Here is a 19,785-nt window from a genome sequence, read left to right on the forward strand (position 1 = left end):
AAATTGAATTTTCAAAATAGGGTAGAACTTTATAAGATGTGTTTGAAAATGTTTGTTTTTGTGTATAAGCTAAATATATTTATTAAGTAATTTAGAAATTAATATAGCAAATCCTATTTTGTTAAAAAGAATAAAAGACGTCTTTAAATATATTTTATAAGTAAAAATATTAAATGTAAACATAATCAAAGAAAAAATATTAATTTAAAACAAATATAAATAAGAAATTAATGTATTAAAAAGAAAGTAATAGGAAAATATAGTAATTGGTAGTAATAAAGAGTAAAACTGATATAATTTAAATGAATACCTAAATTAAGTAAAATATGAGCAAATAAATTTATTGAAAAAAAAGGAAATAAGTATATAATAAAAATATAAACAAAAAAGATAAAAAACAAACAAATACAAACAAAAGCAAGCATCGGAGGTGAAAAAATATGCTTAAAGAAGAAAGACATCAGTTCATTTTAGAAAAACTAAATAAGAGTGGAATTATTAAGGTTGCAGATTTAACAGATGAGCTTGCAGCAACTGAAATGACAATAAGAAGGGATTTAAGATTTTTAGAAGATAAGGGATTATTAATAAGAATTCATGGTGGTGCAAGGCTTAAGGAATATATAAGATTCGAGGAGCTTTCACCAAATGAAAAGAGGAGTATAAATACTCAACACAAAATAGAAGTGGCCAAGATTGCAGCAAGTTTAATAAGCGATAATGATAATATATATATAGGGCCAGGAACAACAACTGAGTATATGTATGATTATATTGAAGCTCGAAATGTAAAAATTATAACTAATTGCCTTAATATTTTTGAAAAGTTCAAAGATGATGATAAATTTGATGTCATATTAGTTGGCGGTAGATTAAGAAAGAAAACAAGTACATTTGTTGGAGCCTTTGCTAATGAAACTTTAAGTAAAATAAGAGTTAAAATGGCGTTTATTGGTGCTAATGGTATTTCAGATAATAATATAATGACATCTAATGAAGAAGAAGGTGAAAGCCAAAGAATTATAATTAATAATTCAATGGAAAGGTATTTAATGTGTGATTGTAGCAAAATTGAAAAAGAAGACTTCTATACATTATATAAGTTAGAGGACATTACTGCATTGGTTACTAATGAATGTTTAGATAAAGAATTAAAAGATAAGTATTCTAATTATTGTAAAATAATTTGTAGTATAAAGGGGGAATAAAAATGAAAATATTAATAGGGTCAGATAAAATGGGTGAATCTTTAAAGAATCACCTAAAATCATATCTTATCTGTAAAGGATATCAAGTGATTGATAAAACAGAAGATGGAATGGATTTAGTCGATTCAGCTCATGTAGTTTGTAAAGGAATACTTAGTAATGAAGGAGATAGGGGAATACTAATAGATGAATTTGGCGCAGGATCATTTATGGCTGCTAATAAGCATAAAGGAATAATATGTGCAGAGGTATCTGATGAGCATTCAGCACATATGACAATAGGTCATAATAATACATCTGTAATAGCTTTAGGATCAGGAATAATTGGAGAAAAATTAGCTGAAAGAATAGTCGATTCGTATTTAGAATCAGAATATGATGGTGGTAGACATCAAATAAGAGTAGATATGTTGAATAAAATGTTATAGGAGGATTAAAGATGAGAATAGCAGTTGCGTGTGATCATATTGTTACAGATAGAAAAAATCATGTAGTAGAATATTTAAAGGAAAAGGGTCATGAAGTTATAGATTGTGGTACTTATAATAATGAAAGAACTCACTATGCTATATATGGTAAAAAAGCAGCTGAGAAAGTTGTTGGTGGACAAGCTGATTTAGGTGTAGTCCTTTGTGGAACTGGTGTTGGAATTACAGCATCTACAGCTAAAGTTGTAGGTACTAGACCAACATTAGTAAGGGATATATCCTCAGCAGTATATGCAAGGAAACATTTAAATGCCAATATATTGGGGTTTGGAGGAAGAATTACTGGAGTAGGACTAATGGAGAATATAATTGATGCATTTTTAGAAACTAAATTTGAGCCAACTGAAGCAGATAATAAAATAATTGAAAAGATTGATTCAATTGCGGTAGCAAAAGAAGGGCAATTTGGTAATGAAAAATTCTTTGATGAATTTTTAGAAAAGTGGGATAGAGGAGAATATCACGATTAAAAAATAAAAATAAGAATAAAAATAATGGAGGGTTAAATTATGACACCAGAAGAATTAGAATTAATAACAGTTGAAATAGTAGCTTATGCAGGAGATGCAAGATCTAAATATGTAGAAGCGTTAAATTATGCAAATGAAGGCAATTTTGGAGAAGCAGAAAAATTAATAGAAGAAGCATCAGAGTTAATAAATGAAGCTCATAAAGTACAAACTAATATGATACAAATGGAAGCGGCAGGAAATAAAGTAGATGTTAGCTTTTTAATGGTACATGCACAGGATCATTTAATGACAGTAATGTTATTAAGAGATATAGTTAAAAACTTTGTAAATTTGGCAAAAAAAATAGGATAGTATAAAAAGTGTAATTGGGTATTGAAAAATTGGTAAGGGGAGATATAGATGAACAAATTAATAGGTCTAATTGAAAAAATGAAGCCTTTTTTTGAAAAGGTTTCAAGAAATCCTTATTTAAGAGCTATAAGAGATGGTTTTGTAAGTTGTATTCCAGTAGTTTTATTTTCAAGTCTTTTCATTTTAGTAGCATGTGTACCAAATATTTTTGGGTATTATTGGCCGGCTGATGTAGATACTGCATTATGGAAAGCTTATAACTATTCAATGGGAATATTATCTATACTTATGGTAGCAACAATAGCTAAGAGTTTAGCAGAAAACTTTAATAATAAATTACCTAAAACAAGGCAAATAAATATTGTATCAGTAATGATTGTAGCAATAATTTCTTTCTTATTAGTAAGTGTAGAAACTATTGAAGGTGGTTTATCAACCACTTATATGGGAACAAAGGGTCTATTGGCAGGATTTATTGTTGCATTTATAGTACCTAATATCTATAAAGTTTGTGTAAAGAATAATGTCACTATAAAAATGCCAGATGAAGTGCCTAAAAATATTTCTCAAACTTTTGCTGATTTAATTCCGTTATCAATTTGTGTATTATTTTTCTGGCTATTTGATATAGTATTTACTAATTTTGCAGGAATGTGTTTTAGTGCATGGATTTTAGAGGTTCTTCAACCATTATTTACAGCAGCAGATGGATATTTGGGTGTAGCTATTATTTATGGAGCTATGGCTATGTTTTGGTTTGTTGGAATTCATGGACCTTCAATTGTTGAACCCGCTGTAACAGCAATTTACATTGCGAATATTGAGGCAAACTTACAACTTGTACAAGCTGGGGAACAAGCTACCAATATTTTAACACATGGTACATCATATTTTGTTGCTACTTTAGGGGGAACTGGAGCAACTTTAATGTTAACAGCAATGTTTGCATTTATGGCTAAATCAAAGCAACTTAAGGCTTTAGGGAAAACATCATTTATACCTGTATTATGTGCAGTAAATGAACCAGTATTATTTGGCGCTCCTATAGTTTTAAATCCTATATTCTTTGTTCCATTTATATTGACTCCTATATTTAATGTATGGATATTTAAATTCTTCGTTGAGGTATTAGGAATGAACAGCTTTATTTATACTTTACCTTGGACAACACCAGGAACAATTGGTTTAATTTTAGGAACTGGATTTGCAGGGTTATCATTTGTGTTAGCACCATTATTATTAGTAATTGATTTTGCAATGTATTATCCATTCTTTAAGGTATATGATGCACAGTTAGTTGAAGAAGAAGCAAAGAAAAGAGCAGATGTAATTATAGAAAATGCTGAAGAAGAAGTAAAAGCTGAAGTTGCAGCAGTAAGAGAAATAGATATAGCTAGTAAATCAGATAAAGAGTTAAGTGTATTAGTGCTTTGTGCTAGTGGAGCAACAAGCAGTATGTTAGCAAACTCTATTTCAAAAGGTGCAAAAGCGAAGAATATAAAATTAGAATCAATTGCAATGGCATATGGGCAACATAAAGAAGTTATAACAGACTATGATTTGATAATTTTAGCTCCTCAAATGGCATCTATGTATAAGGAATTAGAGAAGGATTGTAGTGCAAAAGGTGTAAAATCAGCCACTACTTCTGGAGTAGAATATGTAAAATTAACAAGAGATTCATTAGGAGCATTAAAATTTGCATTAGATATAATAAATAATTAATTTTAGAAACAAAGTAAATATCATACTATGAGTGTAAAAGGAGAAAAAAGAATATGTATAACTTTGGAGACGATTTTATCTTTGGTGGGGCAACAGCTGCATATCAAGCAGAAGGTGGAGCAAAAGATGATGGAAGAGGACCATGTATATGGGATGAGTATTTAAATAGACCAGAAAGTAAATTTAATGGAGATGTAGCAAGTGATTTTTATCATAAATATAAAGAGGATATAAAATTATCAAATGAATTTGGAATAAATGGAATTAGAGTGTCTATTTCTTGGAGTAGAGTTATACCAAAAGGTGTAGGAGAGGTTAATGAAAAAGGAATAGAGTATTACAATAATTTAATAAATGAGTGTATAGCTAATAACGTTGAGCCGTATGTTACTTTGCATCATTTCGATACACCATTACAATTATTCAAAAATGGTGATTGGTTAGATAGAAATAATATTGATCATTTTGTTAATTTTGCTAAGGTGTGTTTTGATAATTTTGGAGATAGGGTAACTAAATGGATAACATTTAATGAAGCATGGGCAGTAGCTCAAAATGGATATATAATTGGTAATTTTCCACCAAGCATAAAGTATGATATTCCTAAAGCTATACAATCTATGCATAATATGATGGTAGCGCATAGTAAAGTTATTGAATTATATAAAAGTATGAATCTAAATGGAGAAATAGGAATAGTTCATACTCTAGAAGGTAAATATCCAATTACTAATTCTCCAGAAGATGTTAGAGCTGCAAAATTAGATTATGTATTATCTAATCAATTTATGCTAGATTCTAATTTTAAGGGATATTATTCTAAAGAAACTATGGAAGTTATTAATGAAATTATGGATAAGAATCATGGTGAACTTAAGATTTATTCTGGTGATTTAGAGATTATTAAATCAGCATCTGAAAAAATAGATTTTTTAGGAATGAATTATTATTCAAGTCATTTCTTACAAGCTTACGAAGGTGAAAGTAATATATATCATAATGGTAATGGAGAAAAAGGGACAAGCATTTTTGCACTTAAAGGCGTAGGAGCACGTGTAAATAATCCTAAAGTAGAAACAACTGAATGGGATTGGCCAATTTACCCTCAAGGGCTTTGTGATATGTTAATAAAAATTAAAAATGATTATCCTAACTATAAAAAGATATATGTAACTGAAAATGGAATGGGATATAAAGATGAATTTATAAATGGAAAAATAGAGGATACTCCTCGTATTGATTATGTAGCAAGACATTTAAAAGCTATACTAGAAGCTAAAGAAAAAGGGGTAAATGTAAAGGGATACTTTATATGGTCACTTATGGATGTACTTTCATGGAGCAATGGATTTAATAAAAGATATGGTCTATTTTATGTAGATTTTAATACTCAACAAAGATATCCAAAGAAAAGTGCTTATTGGTTTAAGAAAATGTCAGAAGAAAAAAGATTAGTTGATTTAAATGAAATAAGGTATTAAGGAGATGGTGTAAATGATATTATCTACTAAGGAAATGCTTTTAAAGGCTCAAAGAGAAGGATATGCAGTGCCTGCATTTAATATCCATAATCTAGAAACTTTGCAAGTGGTTGTTGAAACTGCAATGGAAATGAGGTCTCCTGTTATTGTAGCAGGAACTCCATCCACAATAGAAAGTTATGCTGGGCCAGATTATATTAAAGCAATGGCTGAAGTTGCAGCAACTAAATATGATGTTCCTATTGCTATTCACTTAGATCACTTTGAAGATGTTGATGCTATTAAGAAGAATATAGACTTAGGCTTTAAGTCTTGTATGATAGATGCATCTAAAATGGAATTTGAAAAAAACATTGAGACAGTTAAAGAAGTTGTAGATTATGCTCATAGATATGATGTAGTAGTAGAGGCTGAATTAGGTAAGCTTGGTGGAAGAGAAGATGATTTAGTTGTTGATGAAAAAGATACAATGTATACAAATCCTGAGGATGCTGCAGAGTTTGTACGTAGAACTAATATTGATTCTTTAGCAGTAGCAATTGGAACTGCTCATGGTTTGTATAAAGGAGAACCTAAATTAGACTTTGAAAGATTAGTAGAGATAAAAGAAAAGGTAGATATTCCTTTAGTTTTACATGGAGCATCTGATGTACCAGATGATTTAGTTAAAAAGGCTATATCATTAGGAATATGTAAAGTAAATGTTGCTACTGATTTAAAAATTCCTTTTGCAAAGGCAGTAAAAGAATATTTAGATGAACATAATGGTGAAAGTGATCCAAGAAAATATATGACACCAGGGAAACTAGCTATGAAGGAAATAGTTAAGAATAAGATTGAAGTGTGTGGAAGTATGAATAGATACTAGTAGGAAAAGGCTGTTGCAGTAAATGCACGGCCTTTTTCTATAAAAAGTATTAAAGTGGAAAATATTGGAGGTATATATGATATTAGTAATAAATTTAAATGCATCTGTAGATAAGAGGTATGAAATGGAAAAGTTAGATAAAGGAGAAGTAATGCGAGCTACAACAGTGGAGAATACACCTGGTGGAAAGGGAATACATGTTGCTAATGTAGCTACAATATTAGATGAAGAATGTATAGTAACTGGTTTTTTAGGCGGGAAGACAGGAGAATTTATTGAGGAAAAGCTTAAGGATTATGGAATTAAATCTGACTTTGTAAAAATTAAGGGTGATACAAGAGAGTGTTTAGCTATAATAACTAATGATTTAATACAAACAGAAATACTTGAGCCAGGACCAATTATTGATAATAATGAACGAGTGAACTTTATAGAAAAGTTTAATAAACTAAGTGAAAGTGCGAATATTATAGTAATTTCAGGTAGTGTACCACAAAATATTGAAACTGGATTTTATAGAGAATTAATAGAAATAGCTAATAAAAAGAACAAGAAAGTGTTATTAGATACAAGTGGGATACTTTTAGTTAATGGTGTTAAAGGAAAACCTTATTTTGTAAAGCCAAACAGAGATGAAATTGAAGCATTGACTGGTAGAAAAATAGAATGTACTAATGATGCGATAAATGAAATTAGATACTTTCATAATGAGGGAATAGAATTTGTTGTTATATCTTTAGGTGAAGAAGGCTCAATAGTTGGTTTTAATAATAAGATATATAAGGTAACGGTACCTAAGGTTAATGCAATTAATCCTGTTGGATCAGGTGATTCGTATGTTGCAGGTGTAGCTATTGGATTAGCAAGAAATTATAATATAAATGATGTATTGAAATTGGCTTCAGCTTGTGGAACCGCTAATGCTATGGAGAAGGAAACTGGAAGTGTTAGGAAAGAGATTGTTGATGAATTAATAGATAAAATTAGAATAGAAGTTTTGGAATAGTAGGTATTTGTATTTCAAATTTAGGTGGAGCCTGTAAATAATTTTGTGTATTCTGAATTTCCTCTTGGAAATAATGAGTGATTTTTAAAATTTAAATTTTATTTAGTTTTGTCTAAATATAGGTTTTATTGACATTTTAAATATTACCCTATATGTATATTATTCCTACTTATTAGGAATAATATACGCTAGGGAAAATATCAAAAGAACTTTATTTTAGGTTTATCCTAATTTAAGGTTCTTTTTTCATCTAAAATATCACTAAAAATAATATTTAATTGATTAATAACTAAATCCCAATCAGCATAAGCTCTGGTCCATTTCCTTGCTACACGTTCAACGGCTAGATATAGCATTTTCATTAAACTATCATCATTTTCTTAAAACCGAGAAGGGAAAAGGTATTTACAATAGAAGAAAAGAAACGGTTGAGCGAAGCTTCGCAGATTCAAAAAATCTGCATGGGCTTCGCTATGCTCGCTTCCGTGGACATGAAAAAGTGTCCGAACAATGTCTGCTAACTGCAGCAGTACAGAATATGAAAAAGATAGCAACAAGACTATCTTTGTTATTTTCATATTATATTAGTAATTTTAATTATATTATGTATTTCAAACTTTATCCACAACTAGTAAACAAAAAACCCTCTGCTTTTTTAACAGGGGGTTTTTCAACAAACTGAAATAAGTTAAAAGGAATATTCTATTTAAATAGAATATTCCTTTTAACTTATTTCAGCATATATTTTTTTTTCGTTGTTTATAAATACTTCTGAAAGAACTTCATAAGCTTTAGCCCATGCATTAATAATATCTTCAGTAGCTTCATCAGCTAAAACTTCTTTTATTGCACCTAATAGATGTTTTCCTACTATTGGATAATGTTCAGGTTTAACTTTTGCATTACAATGGATAGATCCAATTCTTTTAACTACTGGCATTATAGCAGATAGATTGTCTATGTTTTGGGCTGCTGCTAATATTGACATAGCTAGAGCTTTAGGTTGTTCTCCTGATTCTTGTTTATCCATATTAAATAGAGGTTTTACTTCAGGATTTTGTTCAAACATATTTTTGTAAAATGTTTTTGTTATCTCCATGCCATGAGTTTTTAAAGTAGGTACTGTGCTTTTTATTATATCAATTGTTTCTTTATCTAACATAATATCCTCCTAAATTCAACAAAAATTTGATAATAATTTTTTATTAATAATTATTATTACAATATAATTATATTTATTTTTTTATTATAGTCAATATAAATTTAGTTTTGATTTGTTAAAAAATGTTAAATTTATTGATGAATTATTGTTATTTAGTACAAAAACTTTTCTAAATAAAAATTTAAATTTGCATATAGTTTTTTGTCTAAATTTATGTTTTTAAAGTAGGGCATATGCCCTAAAGTCCGACTAATTTTTCTTATAGAGCTATGATATTGTAATTACAAGTATTACAATTTAGTGTTGGAGATGTAGATAAATGAGTAAAAAAGAATTAATACAGATAAGAGTTTCAGAAGATGAAAAATTAAAAATAAAAAAAGACAATATATAAAAATAAAAGAAAATAATGATAACACTAAGGAAATACTAGGTGTTAAAAAAATAAAAGAAGATATTATTAAAAAGGATAATAAAACTAAAAGTGTTCCTGAAGAACACTTTTTCAGACTGTTGACAAAGTGTCAGCAGTCTTTGTTTTTATCCAAATATGGAATATAATTTAAAATATATAAATTTATTACATAGAGGTTTTATTAATGATAAACGAAAGAAAAGAAGCACAAAGTGAAATAGAAGTAGTAATGTTAGAAGAATTAGTCCCACAAGACCATTTATTAAGGAAAATTGATAAATATATAGATTTCATTCATTAGGGATTTAACTAGGGATTTGTATTGTCATACAAATGGTCGACCAGCTGTTGATCCAGTAGTATTATTTAAAATGTTATTTATAGGATATCTTTATGGCATACGCTCCGAAAGGCAGTTAGTTAAAGATATAGAAGTAAATTTAGCATATAGATGGTTTTTAGGATATTCAATTACAGAGAAAATTCCAGATTCATCTACAATAAGTCAGAATAGAATTAGAAGATTTAAAGGTAGTGATATTCCACAGAAAATATTTGATAATATAGTTTTTCAAGCTATGGAAAAAGATTTAGTTGGAGGTAAAATTCTTTATTCTGATTCAACTCATATAAAAGCAAATGCTAATAAAAGAAAGTTTGAAAAAGTTGAAGTAGACGTAACTCCTAAGGAATATATAGAACAGTTAGATATTGATGTTAATGAAGATAGAGAGAATCATAATAAAAAGCCTTTAAAACCAAGAAAGTTCAAAAAAGAAACAAAAGAAATTAAGAAAAGTACAACTGATCCTGATAGTGGATATATGATGAGAGATAATAAACCCGAAGGCTTTTTTTATTTAGACCATAGAACTGTAGATAGTAAAAATAATATAATTATGCATGTTCATGTTACCCCTGGTAACGTCAGCGATAGCGAACCAATACTAAAGAGAATAGATAGAATTAAAGAAACATTTAATATAAAACCTAAGTATCTTGGTTTAAATGCAGGATATTCAACTAATCCTATTTTTAAATGAATAATAGATAGAGATATAATACCTGTTGTTGCATATAGACGTTCTCCTCATAAAAAAGGAATGTATACAAAGAATAAGTATATATATGATTATGATAAAGACATATATATTTGTCCCAATAATGTTGCACTAATATATAAGGAGTTTTTCAACAAACTGAAAACCACTTACAATGTAAGTGGTTTAAATTTTATATGGGAGTTTAAGGGGATGGGTATTATTTTAAAGAATCTTTAATTAAATCTTCAATTTTTGATTTGCATCTAAATCCATGGCAACTTCCAGTACAAGCTCCTGTTGTTTTAGAAACTTCATCAATAGTATTGGCACCATTTTTTATAGCTTCCTTAATTGTAGCTCTAGATATAGATTTGCATGTACAAGTTTTTGTAATTTTATCAAGAATATCAGAATTTAAATTATTCTCCATAATAGATCCTCCAAAATATAAAGATATTAGGAAACATAAAAATTAATTATTTAAATTAATTTTTTGCGTAATACGTTTCAACAATTATATTAAATCATATCATACTAAAATAGTCAACATTAAATAGTCAACATTAAATAATAATTGTTATTTTATCTTATCTCATAATAAATTTTAAATTGCTCTTCTACATCATTTAAAGCTTGTTTGTATAATTTAAAGTATAAGTTACCAAAGAATATTTCACTTGTCATTTTTAGTATTTAAGCTTTAAGATAAATAAAATTTGGGGTTGAATTGACAAATTGATATTTAATAAGATATAATAAATTCATTAAAGACTATGATTAGGATAAGTACTTTAATTTATTCTTTTAAGAGAGTGATTGGTTGGTGTGAAATCATAAGAAAATTAAAGAAAAATCACCTAGGAGTTTGAGGCTGAAAGTTTTAAACAATTAAGCTATCACGTGTGCTCGCGTTAAGAGATAGGATATAAAAGTATCTGAATTAATACCCATAGAATAGTTATGGGTTTAATAACCTTAGGTGGTATAGCGAATTATCTTCGTCCTTTTGGGATGAAGTTTTTTTTGTTTAAAAATAGGATTAAAATACGTCTTTAAGAGAATAATTTTAATAGTTGATAAACACAAAGAAAGGAGATTCCTATGTACAATAAAGTTGAATTACCAAATGGTTTTGTTGGACTTGAAAAAGAAATAACAAACCTTTGGACTGCAAGAAATGTTATAAAAAAGAATTTTGATATGAATCAAGATGGTGAATATTTCACTTTCTATGATGGACCTCCAACAGCAAACGGTAGACCACACGTTGGGCACGTTTTAACAAGAGTTATGAAGGATATAATCCCAAGATACAAGGTTATGAAGGGATATAAGGTTATTAGAAAGGCTGGATGGGATACTCACGGTCTTCCAGTAGAACTTGAAATAGAAAAGAAACTTGGTATTTCAGGAAAAGAGCAAATCGAAGAATACGGAGTTGAAAAGTTCGTTAAAGAATGTAAGGAAAGTGTATTTACTTACGTTAGTATGTGGGAAAAGATGACTAATCAAATTGGTTATTGGGTTGATATGGAAAATCCATATGTTACTTACCATAATTCATATATTGAATCAGTTTGGTGGGCATTAAAGCAAATGTGGGATAAAGGTCTTTTATATGAAGGACATAAAGTAATGCCATATTGCCCAAGATGTGGTACTGCATTATCATCTCACGAAGTTGCACAAGGATATAAAGATGTTAAGGACTTAACTTGTGTAGCTAAATTTAAAGTTGAAGGAGAAGATAACAAATATATATTAGCTTGGACAACAACTCCTTGGACATTACCTTCAAACTTAGCTTTATGTATAAACAAAGCTTATACTTATATAGAAGCAAAAGTTGGAGATGAAATATTAATATTATCTAAAGATTTAGCAGATAAAGTTTTAGGTGAAGATTATGAAATAGCTAGAGAATTCCCTGGAACTCAACTTTTAGGAACTAAATATGAGCAATTAATGCCTTTTGGTAAAGTAGAAGGAAAAGCATTTGAAGTTATTCATGGTGATTATGTTACTTTATCAGATGGTACTGGTGTGGTTCATATAGCACCTGCTTATGGTGAAGATGATAGCTTAGTTGCTAAAGCTAATGGAATTACTTTCATAAACTTAGTTGATAGAGAAGGTAAATTCGTAGAAGAAGTCACTCCATGGGCTGGAAAGTTCGTTAAAAAATGTGATGAAAGCATTTGTAAATGGTTAGAAGAAAATAATAAATTATTTAAGTCAGAAAGATATTTACACTCATATCCTCATTGTTGGAGATGTGACACACCACTTCTTTATTATCCAAAGGAAAGCTGGTTTGTTGCAATGACAACATTAAGAGATAAGCTTTTAGAAAACAATAACAAGATTAACTGGTATCCTGATAACATTAGAACTGGTAGATTTGGTAAGTTCTTAGAAAATGTTATTGACTGGGGTATTTCAAGAGATAGATATTGGGGAACTCCACTTCCGATTTGGAGCTGTGAATGCGGTCATAAAGAATGTATTGGAAGTATTGAAGAACTTAAAAATAAGGGAATTAATGTTCCAGAAGATATAGAATTACACAAACCATATATAGATAATGTTCATTTAAAATGTGAAAAGTGTGGAAAAGAAATGACTAGAGCTAATGAAGTTATTGACTGTTGGTTCGATTCAGGATCAATGCCATTTGCTCAATTACACTATCCATTTGAAAATAAGGAATTATTTGAACAAAACTATCCAGCTCAATTCATATCAGAAGCTGTTGACCAAACAAGAGGATGGTTCTATACTTTACTTGCAATTTCTACTGCAATATTTGATAGAAACCCATTTGAAAATTGTATAGTTTTAGGTCACGTTCTTGATAAAAAGGGCTTAAAGATGTCAAAATCTAAGGGTAATGTAGTAGACCCATTTGATGTATTAGATGCACAAGGTGCTGATGCAACAAGATGGCATTTCTATACTGCAAGTGCACCATGGTTACCAACAAGATTCTCTATAGATGATGTTGGAGAAGCGGGAAGAAAGTTCATGGGTACATTATGGAATGTTTATTCATTCTATGTATTATATGCTGAGTTAGATCAATTTAATCCTTTACAATATGCTGATTTCGTATCAGAAAATGTAATGGATAAATGGATTATGTCCAAATTAAATACTTTAGTTAAAGATGTTGAAGCTATGTTAGATTCATATCAAATAACACAAGCAGCTTTAGATATAGAAGAATTTACAGATGAATTATCTAACTGGTATGTAAGAAGAAATAGAGGAAGATATTGGACTCAGGATTTAACAGATGATAAGATAGGAGCTTATGTAACATTATATAAAGTATTAACAACAGTTATTAAAGTTGCAGCACCATTTGTTCCATTTATAACAGAAAATATCTATCAAAACTTAGTTGTTGGATTAGATGAAAATGCACCAGAAAGTATTCACTTATGCAGATGGCCAGAAGTTGATGAAAAGGCTATCGATAAGGATTTAGAAAAGGAAATGGACTTAGCTTATACTATTGTTAAGTTAGGAAGAAGTGCAAGAAATGGAGCTAATATTAAGAATAGACAGCCACTTTCAAATATGCTTGTTTCTACTGATTCATTACCAGGATATTATGGAGATATAATAACTGATGAATTAAATATTAAAGAAGTTGAATTTGGAGCTGATCTTTCTACACATGTTAACTTTGAAATTAAGCCTAACCTTCCAGTACTAGGAAAGAAATATGGTAAGTTAATACCTGTAATAAGAAAAGAAATAGCTGCTAGAAATCAAATGGAATTAGCTCAAACTATTCAAAATGGTGAAGTAGTAGTTATTAATGTTGATGGAAATGAAATTGAGTTAAATAATGAAAACTTATTAGTTACTATGCAAGGGCTAGAAGGATATGCATTTGCTGGTGAAGGCTCAATTGGTGTTGTTTTAGATACAAATATTACTGATGAACTTAGAGAAGAAGGTCATGTAAGAGAAATGATTTCTAAGATTCAAAATATGAGAAAAGATAAAGGGTTTGAGGTTGCAGATAAAATAAAATTATATGTTGCAGATAATGATATTTTATTAACAGTTATTAAAAAGTATGCAGAAGTAATAAAGAAAGAAACCTTAACTCAAGAAATAGTTTACAATACAGAAGCTGATTATTCAGATACAGTTATTAATGGTGAAAACTTAAAAATGACTGTTGAAGTTGTAAGATAATTAATGATTTTTATAAAGAGTAGGGATTAAGTAATAATTCCTACTCTTTTTTCAAAAGATATTATTATAAATAAAAAGAACTTAATTATTGAATATAAAAAGTAATTAGAATTATTGTATTAAATAGGAAGAAAAGGTATAATTAATAATTAAATAGAAAAATGGAGTGATGTTAAATATGGCTACTTCTATAAAAGATGTTGCTAGGGAAGCTGGCGTTTCGATAGCAACAGTATCTAGAGTATTAAATGATATAGATGTCGTAAATGAAGATACAAAGAAAAAGGTTTTAGATGCAATTAAAAAATTAGGGTATAGACCTAATATTGTTGCAAGAAGTTTAAAAACACAAAGAACAAAAACAATAGGAATATTAGTTCCTGATATTTCAAGTGGATTTTATCCTGAAATAGTTAGAGGTGCAGAGGATGTTGCAAATATTTATGATTATAACGTAATATTATGCAACTCTGATTTTGATTATGATAAGGAAAAAGATTACTTAAGAGTATTAAAAGAAAAAATGGTTGATGGTGTTATATATATGAGTTCATCTTTAGAAGAAGAAACTCTAGATATAATAAATGAATTAGATTTAAAAACAGTACTTGCAGAATCAAAAGATAGAGAAGGAAGATTACCAAGTGTAATTATTGATAATGTTAAAGCTACATATGATGTAACTAAGAGTTTAATTGATAGAGGATTAAAAAATATTGCCTTTGTTGGAGTTAATAAAGGTGCAATTAATGCCTGGGGTGATAGACATTTAGGATATGAAAAGGCATTACAAGAAAATGGATTAAAATCTGATGAAGATTTAGAATTCTTTAAGGATTTAAAAGTTAAGAGCGGATATAAAGCAGTAGAAAAGTTCTTAGAAAGTGGTAAAAAGTTTGATGGAGTAGTATGCTCATCTGATGAAATTGCTATAGGGGTAATTAATGCTTTAAGAGAAAAAGGAATAAGAGTACCAGAAGATGTAAGTGTAATTGGATTTAATGACAATGCTGTTTCTTCTTACTTCTATCCAAAAATAACTACAGTAAGACAACCAAGTTATGATATGGGATCTGTTGCAATGAGAATGCTTATTAAGATGTTAAATAATAAACCTATAGAACAAGATCAATATGTTTTAGATTACAAAATAATTAATAGAGAAAGTACAAAATAGTATTTTTATATAAATGGGATGTTGCATTAAGAATAAATACTACAATATATTGTGTTGACTTTTATTTTTTAAACAATATATTATGTATAAAAATTTTAGTGTGACAGCCCTTTTATGATTTATATAATATAAAAAGGGAAGTTTGTAATCAATTTCAAGAAAAGTATTGAATTAAAAAAATATACATGATATAATAAAAATAAATTTGGCAACGTTTACTAAAAGGTAATTATATCTAAAATTGGGTACACAATCAATTAGGTATAGGTAAAATTAATGGGAATTTGAGAATATGGGTAAAAGTATTATTATAATTACTTTTTAGTAACTAAAATAAACGGAACTATATGAAATTGAATGTAAGTATTCAATTTCATATAGTTCTTTTTTTATTTTAAAAGTTCAATTGTTAAAATTTTCGTTTAATTAAAAATACAACCTTAATACTTTTATAATATTCCTTCTGTTCTAAGTAAATTTTCTAATTTTTGAACTTTTTCTGTTAAAGTAATAAATTTTTCTTTTAATAAATTATTTTTTTCTTTTCCTTCGTTAATATAGCTTTCCATTTCTTCAACAGCTTTTAATGCTTCATCGATATCTTTTTGAGCTAGTTTTAAGTTTGATTCTTTCATTTATGTATCTCCTTTATTGGGTAAATAAAACTTATATGGAATACCTTCTAAGTATTCTTGAAGGTGAAGTAAAATTCAAAAAATAGAATTTCACTTATGATAATATCTTTATCCTATCACTAATAAAAATAGGTTGCAAGGCATATATTGTAAAGTAAATTATAAAAAGGAGCAGGAAAATATGATTAATTATATATGGTTTATAATGATTTTTTTTGGATTAATAATTGGTATATTTGCTGGAAATGGTGAAGGAATGTCCAATGCAATAATAAGTTCTATTAACTCTACAGTTACATTTATAATTGGACTTGTTGGATTAATGTGTTTTTGGTGTGGTGTTATGAAAGTTGCTCAAAATAGTGGATTTACAGAAAAGTTAGCTAAACTTATGAAACCTATATTAAAGATTATATTTAAAGATGCAGCTAAGGATGAAAAAGTATTAGGAGCTATAGTTATGAATATAACAGCAAATATGATGGGACTTGGAAATGCAGCAACACCTTTTGGAATTAAAGCAATGGAAGAAATGGATAGATTAAATACTAAGAAAGGTGTAGCAAGCAATGATATGGCTTTATTTTTAGTGTTAAATGCTGCTTGTATTCAATTGGTTCCATCAACAGTATTATCTATAAGAGCAGCAGCAGGTTCTACAAATCCTGGAGCTATAATATTGCCTGCAATAATATCTACTGGTACAGCAGCTATTGTTGGGGTTATTTGCTGTAAGATTTTACAAAGGTATTTTTAAATTTATGAGGTGATATTAGTGTTTAGTTATATAACAAGGAGTATTATTCCAATAATAGTTTTAATTATTATTACTTATGGAATGATAAAAGGTAGAAAAGTATATGAATGGTTTATTGAAGGGGCTAAAGAAGGGTTAAAGGTTTGTGTTAATATTTTTCCTTATCTTTTAGCTATGATAATTGCAGTTCAAATATTTAGAGAATCAAATCTTTTAGATATGTTAAATAATGCAGTTTCACCCCTTTGTAAGTTAATAGATTTGCCTAAAGAAATTGTACCATTAGTATTAATTAAGCCACTTTCAGGTAGTGGAGCAATGGGAGTTTTTACTGATATTTTAAAAAGTTATGGAGCTGATTCTCCAATTGGATTAGTTGCTTCAGTAATTATGGGAACTACAGAGACAATATTTTATACTATAACTGTATACTTTGGAGCTGTTAAAATAAAGAAAACAAGGCATACAGTTTGGGCAGCAATAATGGCTGATATGACTGCTATTATTATGGCAATACTAATGGTAAAAAATTTTATTCTTTAAAATTATTTAAAAAATATAATGTAAAATATTAAAGGTGATTCAAAAATATTTATTCAATTGCATAAATCTGAAAAGAAAATTGGAATTCTATTGGAATTTAAATTTTTTGGTTGTATAATATTACTAAAATAAAATCGAATGGAGAATGATTATGGGGGAAGATAAATTTTACATTGTAAATGAAAAATCATTACCAGAGATATTTAAAAAGGTAATTGAAGTTAAGGAGAATATTGAACTTGGCAATGCAAAAGATATAAGTGAAGCTATAAAATTAGTTGGAATTAGCAGAAGTACGTACTATAAATATAAAGATGATGTATTTCCAATGGGACAGGATATGCAGTCAAAAAAAGTTACACTAATAATTTTAATGACACATAAATCTGGCACATTATCTAAAGTACTTGATTGTATTGCATTTTATAAGGGAAATATATTAACAATAAATCAAGATATACCAATAAACTTATCAGCTAATATTACTGTTACTATAGATATTTCTCATATGGAAAAAAGTATAAGTCAATTAGCTAAAAGATTAAATTCGTTACCTAATGTTAGAAGTGTTAAATTATTAGCAGCAGAATAATAAAAAAATAATTTACAAGGAGATAGGGCTATGAAAAAAAATATTTATAAATTTAATAGAAATAATCTTTTAGATAAAATTAAGGATAACTCAATTGTAATTTTATTTGCTGGAAAAGCAATTCAAAAAACTGGAGATCAAACTTATCCATTTACTCCAAATAGGAACTTTTATTATTTAACAGGAGTAAAAGAAGAAGAACATATATTAGTTATGTCAAAAATTAATGGAATGAAATTTTCTAAATTTTATATTAAAGATATAGATTTAGAATTAGAAAAGTGGATAGGAAAGAGTTTAAGGAAAGAAGAAGCTAAAGAAATTACAGATGTTGATGAAGTGAAGTTTAAAAGTCAATTTAATTCAGATATTCATAAAATGATAACTATGAAAGATGAAATTAATCTTTATTTAGATTTAGAAAGAATGAGTGCTGATACAGAAGGAACTATTTCACATAAGTTTGCAAATGAGATGATGAATAAGTATCCACAAATAAGAGTAAATAATATTTATAGCAAAATTGGTGAATTAAGATTAAAAAAATCACCACAAGAAGTTGAAAAAATAAAGAAAGCTATAGAAATAACTAAAAGTGGAATTGAAAAATTAATGACTGAATGTCGTAGTGGTATGAAGGAATATGAATTAGAAGCATATTTTGATTTTAACTGTAAAATTAAGGGCGCAACAGATTTGGCTTTTACAACAATAGCAGCAGCAGGGAAAAATGCTACAACATTACATTATGTAGAAAATAATTCAAAGTTAAAAGATGGAGATTTAATTCTTTTTGATTTAGGTGCAGAATATAATTGTTACAATGCTGATATAACAAGAACTTTCCCTATAAGTGGAAAATTTACTGAAAGACAAAAAGAAGTATATAATTCTGTTTTAAAAGTTAATGAAGAAATAATAAATTTAATTAAGCCTGGAATGAAATATAAAGATATTAATGAAAAAGCAACAGATTTAATTGCAGAAGAATGTATAAAACTTGGCTTAATAAAGGATAAAAGTGAAGTTAGAAAATACTATTATCATAGTATTGGACATAGTTTAGGAATGGATACTCATGATATTGAAACACCTCATAGAGATATTATATTTGAACCAGGAGTTGTATTTACAGTAGAGCCAGGAATATATATCCAAGAAGAGGGTATAGGAATTAGAATTGAAGATGATATATTAGTAACAAATGAAGGGGTTATTAATTTATCTAGTGATATTATAAAGAGTGTGGATGATATTGAAAACTTTATGAATAAGTTTACCAAATAATATATATATAAAATTGTATTGAAAATATATTAAATAGATTATATAATATATTTGTAAATAACAAAAGTGAATAAATTAGGGTAGAGGCGCGATAGTTAATAGTATTATTGATGAGGAAAGCACTATGATTCAATAAGAAAGGATCAATCGCCGAAGCATACAACTGATGCTTTAAGGTTGTATAGCTGGGAATACATAAAATATATGTATTACTGTCACAAAAATGTTTTTGTGTTGAGCTATCATTTAAGACTTGTAATATTGTATTTTTTTGCATATGAAAGACCTTGAGTGTTAACTCAAGGTCTTTTTTTGTGTGTTAAGGTGCTTTTAGTATTCACTTTTATACAAATAGGGGGAAA

General features: G+C 28.2%; 18 protein-coding genes, 2 pseudogenes, 1 riboswitch and 1 other annotated feature. Of the genes and pseudogenes, 16 read left to right on the forward strand and 4 right to left on the reverse strand.

Annotated elements, in window-relative coordinates; all coding sequences use genetic code 11:
* Window positions 1-440: 440 nt before the first annotated feature.
* The 8 genes from ACUN06_RS00385 to ACUN06_RS00420 all read left to right on the forward strand — a co-directional run bounded on the left by ACUN06_RS00385 (window position 441) and on the right by ACUN06_RS00420 (window position 7,600).
* Window positions 441-1,208: a DeoR/GlpR family DNA-binding transcription regulator gene (locus tag ACUN06_RS00385; protein WP_291734598.1), complete on the forward strand. Its 768-nt coding sequence runs from the start codon at window positions 441-443 to the stop codon at window positions 1,206-1,208.
* Between the two features lie 2 nt (window positions 1,209-1,210).
* Window positions 1,211-1,636, forward strand: a complete 426-nt coding sequence (gene lacA, locus ACUN06_RS00390) for a galactose-6-phosphate isomerase subunit LacA (protein ID WP_291734596.1) — start codon at window positions 1,211-1,213, stop codon at window positions 1,634-1,636.
* Window positions 1,637-1,647: 11 nt separating this feature from the next.
* Window positions 1,648-2,166 carry a galactose-6-phosphate isomerase subunit LacB gene (gene lacB / locus ACUN06_RS00395; protein WP_291734593.1) on the forward strand — a complete coding sequence of 173 codons (519 nt, stop codon included), beginning with the start codon at window positions 1,648-1,650 and terminating at the stop codon, window positions 2,164-2,166.
* Between the two features lie 39 nt (window positions 2,167-2,205).
* On the forward strand, window positions 2,206-2,520 hold the full coding sequence (locus ACUN06_RS00400; protein ID WP_195954065.1) for a PTS lactose/cellobiose transporter subunit IIA: 315 nt from the start codon (window positions 2,206-2,208) through the stop codon (window positions 2,518-2,520).
* Window positions 2,521-2,568: 48 nt separating this feature from the next.
* Window positions 2,569-4,245: a lactose/cellobiose PTS transporter subunit IIB gene (locus ACUN06_RS00405; protein WP_195954066.1), complete on the forward strand. Its 1,677-nt coding sequence runs from the start codon at window positions 2,569-2,571 to the stop codon at window positions 4,243-4,245.
* Window positions 4,246-4,298: 53 nt separating this feature from the next.
* Window positions 4,299-5,726: a 6-phospho-beta-galactosidase gene (lacG, locus tag ACUN06_RS00410; RefSeq protein WP_195954067.1), complete on the forward strand. Its 1,428-nt coding sequence runs from the start codon at window positions 4,299-4,301 to the stop codon at window positions 5,724-5,726.
* 13 nt (window positions 5,727-5,739) lie between these two features.
* Entirely contained in the window at window positions 5,740-6,594 is an 855-nt protein-coding gene (locus ACUN06_RS00415; RefSeq protein ID WP_195954068.1) for a tagatose bisphosphate family class II aldolase, read from the forward strand.
* A gap of 76 nt (window positions 6,595-6,670) precedes the next feature.
* Entirely contained in the window at window positions 6,671-7,600 is a 930-nt protein-coding gene (locus ACUN06_RS00420) for a 1-phosphofructokinase family hexose kinase (protein WP_221697797.1), read from the forward strand.
* Window positions 7,601-7,827: 227 nt separating this feature from the next.
* On the opposite strand, the gene ACUN06_RS00425 is transcribed toward ACUN06_RS00420, so the two are convergent.
* A complete protein-coding gene (locus tag ACUN06_RS00425) occupies window positions 7,828-7,962 on the reverse strand; it encodes a hypothetical protein (RefSeq protein ID WP_291734604.1) in 135 nt (44 codons plus the stop codon).
* A gap of 20 nt (window positions 7,963-7,982) precedes the next feature.
* On the opposite strand from ACUN06_RS00425, the pseudogene ACUN06_RS00430 reads away from it, so the two are divergent.
* A pseudogene (locus tag ACUN06_RS00430) lies at window positions 7,983-8,282 on the forward strand (transposase); the annotation flags it as partial.
* 42 nt (window positions 8,283-8,324) lie between these two features.
* On the opposite strand, the gene ACUN06_RS00435 reads toward ACUN06_RS00430, so the two are convergent.
* Complete coding sequence (locus ACUN06_RS00435; RefSeq protein ID WP_412345116.1) at window positions 8,325-8,762, reverse strand: globin domain-containing protein; 438 nt, start codon at window positions 8,760-8,762, stop codon at window positions 8,325-8,327.
* 599 nt (window positions 8,763-9,361) lie between these two features.
* On the opposite strand from ACUN06_RS00435, the pseudogene ACUN06_RS00440 reads away from it, so the two are divergent.
* Window positions 9,362-10,361, forward strand: a pseudogene (locus ACUN06_RS00440) (IS1182 family transposase); the annotation flags it as partial.
* Between the two features lie 76 nt (window positions 10,362-10,437).
* Here the strand turns inward: ACUN06_RS00440 and ACUN06_RS00445 are convergent.
* A complete protein-coding gene (locus ACUN06_RS00445) occupies window positions 10,438-10,650 on the reverse strand; it encodes a (2Fe-2S)-binding protein (RefSeq protein ID WP_291734373.1) in 213 nt (70 codons plus the stop codon).
* Window positions 10,651-10,984: 334 nt separating this feature from the next.
* Window positions 10,985-11,229: a binding site (T-box leader), on the forward strand.
* A 92-nt stretch (window positions 11,230-11,321) separates the two neighbouring features.
* Here ACUN06_RS00445 and ileS point away from each other — a divergent pair.
* Window positions 11,322-14,432, forward strand: a complete 3,111-nt coding sequence (gene ileS / locus ACUN06_RS00450) for an isoleucine--tRNA ligase (protein WP_449389959.1) — start codon at window positions 11,322-11,324, stop codon at window positions 14,430-14,432.
* Window positions 14,433-14,610: 178 nt separating this feature from the next.
* Complete coding sequence (locus tag ACUN06_RS00455; protein WP_291734376.1) at window positions 14,611-15,609, forward strand: LacI family DNA-binding transcriptional regulator; 999 nt, start codon at window positions 14,611-14,613, stop codon at window positions 15,607-15,609.
* Window positions 15,610-16,058: 449 nt separating this feature from the next.
* Here the strand turns inward: ACUN06_RS00455 and ACUN06_RS00460 are convergent, their stop codons facing one another.
* On the reverse strand, window positions 16,059-16,244 hold the full coding sequence (locus tag ACUN06_RS00460) for a hypothetical protein (protein WP_291734377.1): 186 nt from the start codon (window positions 16,242-16,244) through the stop codon (window positions 16,059-16,061).
* Between the two features lie 181 nt (window positions 16,245-16,425).
* Here ACUN06_RS00460 and ACUN06_RS00465 point away from each other — a divergent pair, with 181 nt between their 5' ends.
* From ACUN06_RS00465 to ACUN06_RS00480, 4 genes are all read left to right on the forward strand, one after another.
* Window positions 16,426-17,001: a nucleoside recognition domain-containing protein gene (locus ACUN06_RS00465; protein ID WP_449389960.1), complete on the forward strand. Its 576-nt coding sequence runs from the start codon at window positions 16,426-16,428 to the stop codon at window positions 16,999-17,001.
* An 18-nt stretch (window positions 17,002-17,019) separates the two neighbouring features.
* Window positions 17,020-17,544 (forward strand): spore maturation protein, encoded by a 525-nt coding sequence (locus ACUN06_RS00470; protein WP_291734380.1) that lies wholly within the window; start codon window positions 17,020-17,022, stop codon window positions 17,542-17,544.
* Window positions 17,545-17,695: 151 nt separating this feature from the next.
* The gene (locus ACUN06_RS00475; RefSeq protein WP_291734382.1) at window positions 17,696-18,136 is read left to right on the forward strand and encodes an ACT domain-containing protein; all 441 of its coding nucleotides are present in this window, start codon (window positions 17,696-17,698) and stop codon (window positions 18,134-18,136) included.
* 30 nt (window positions 18,137-18,166) lie between these two features.
* A complete protein-coding gene (locus tag ACUN06_RS00480) occupies window positions 18,167-19,423 on the forward strand; it encodes an aminopeptidase P family protein (protein WP_294369178.1) in 1,257 nt (418 codons plus the stop codon).
* A gap of 73 nt (window positions 19,424-19,496) precedes the next feature.
* A riboswitch (Lysine riboswitch) is annotated at window positions 19,497-19,673 on the forward strand.
* Window positions 19,674-19,785: the final 112 nt, after the last annotated feature.

Source organism: Clostridium sp. ETTB3, from assembly GCF_053571985.1.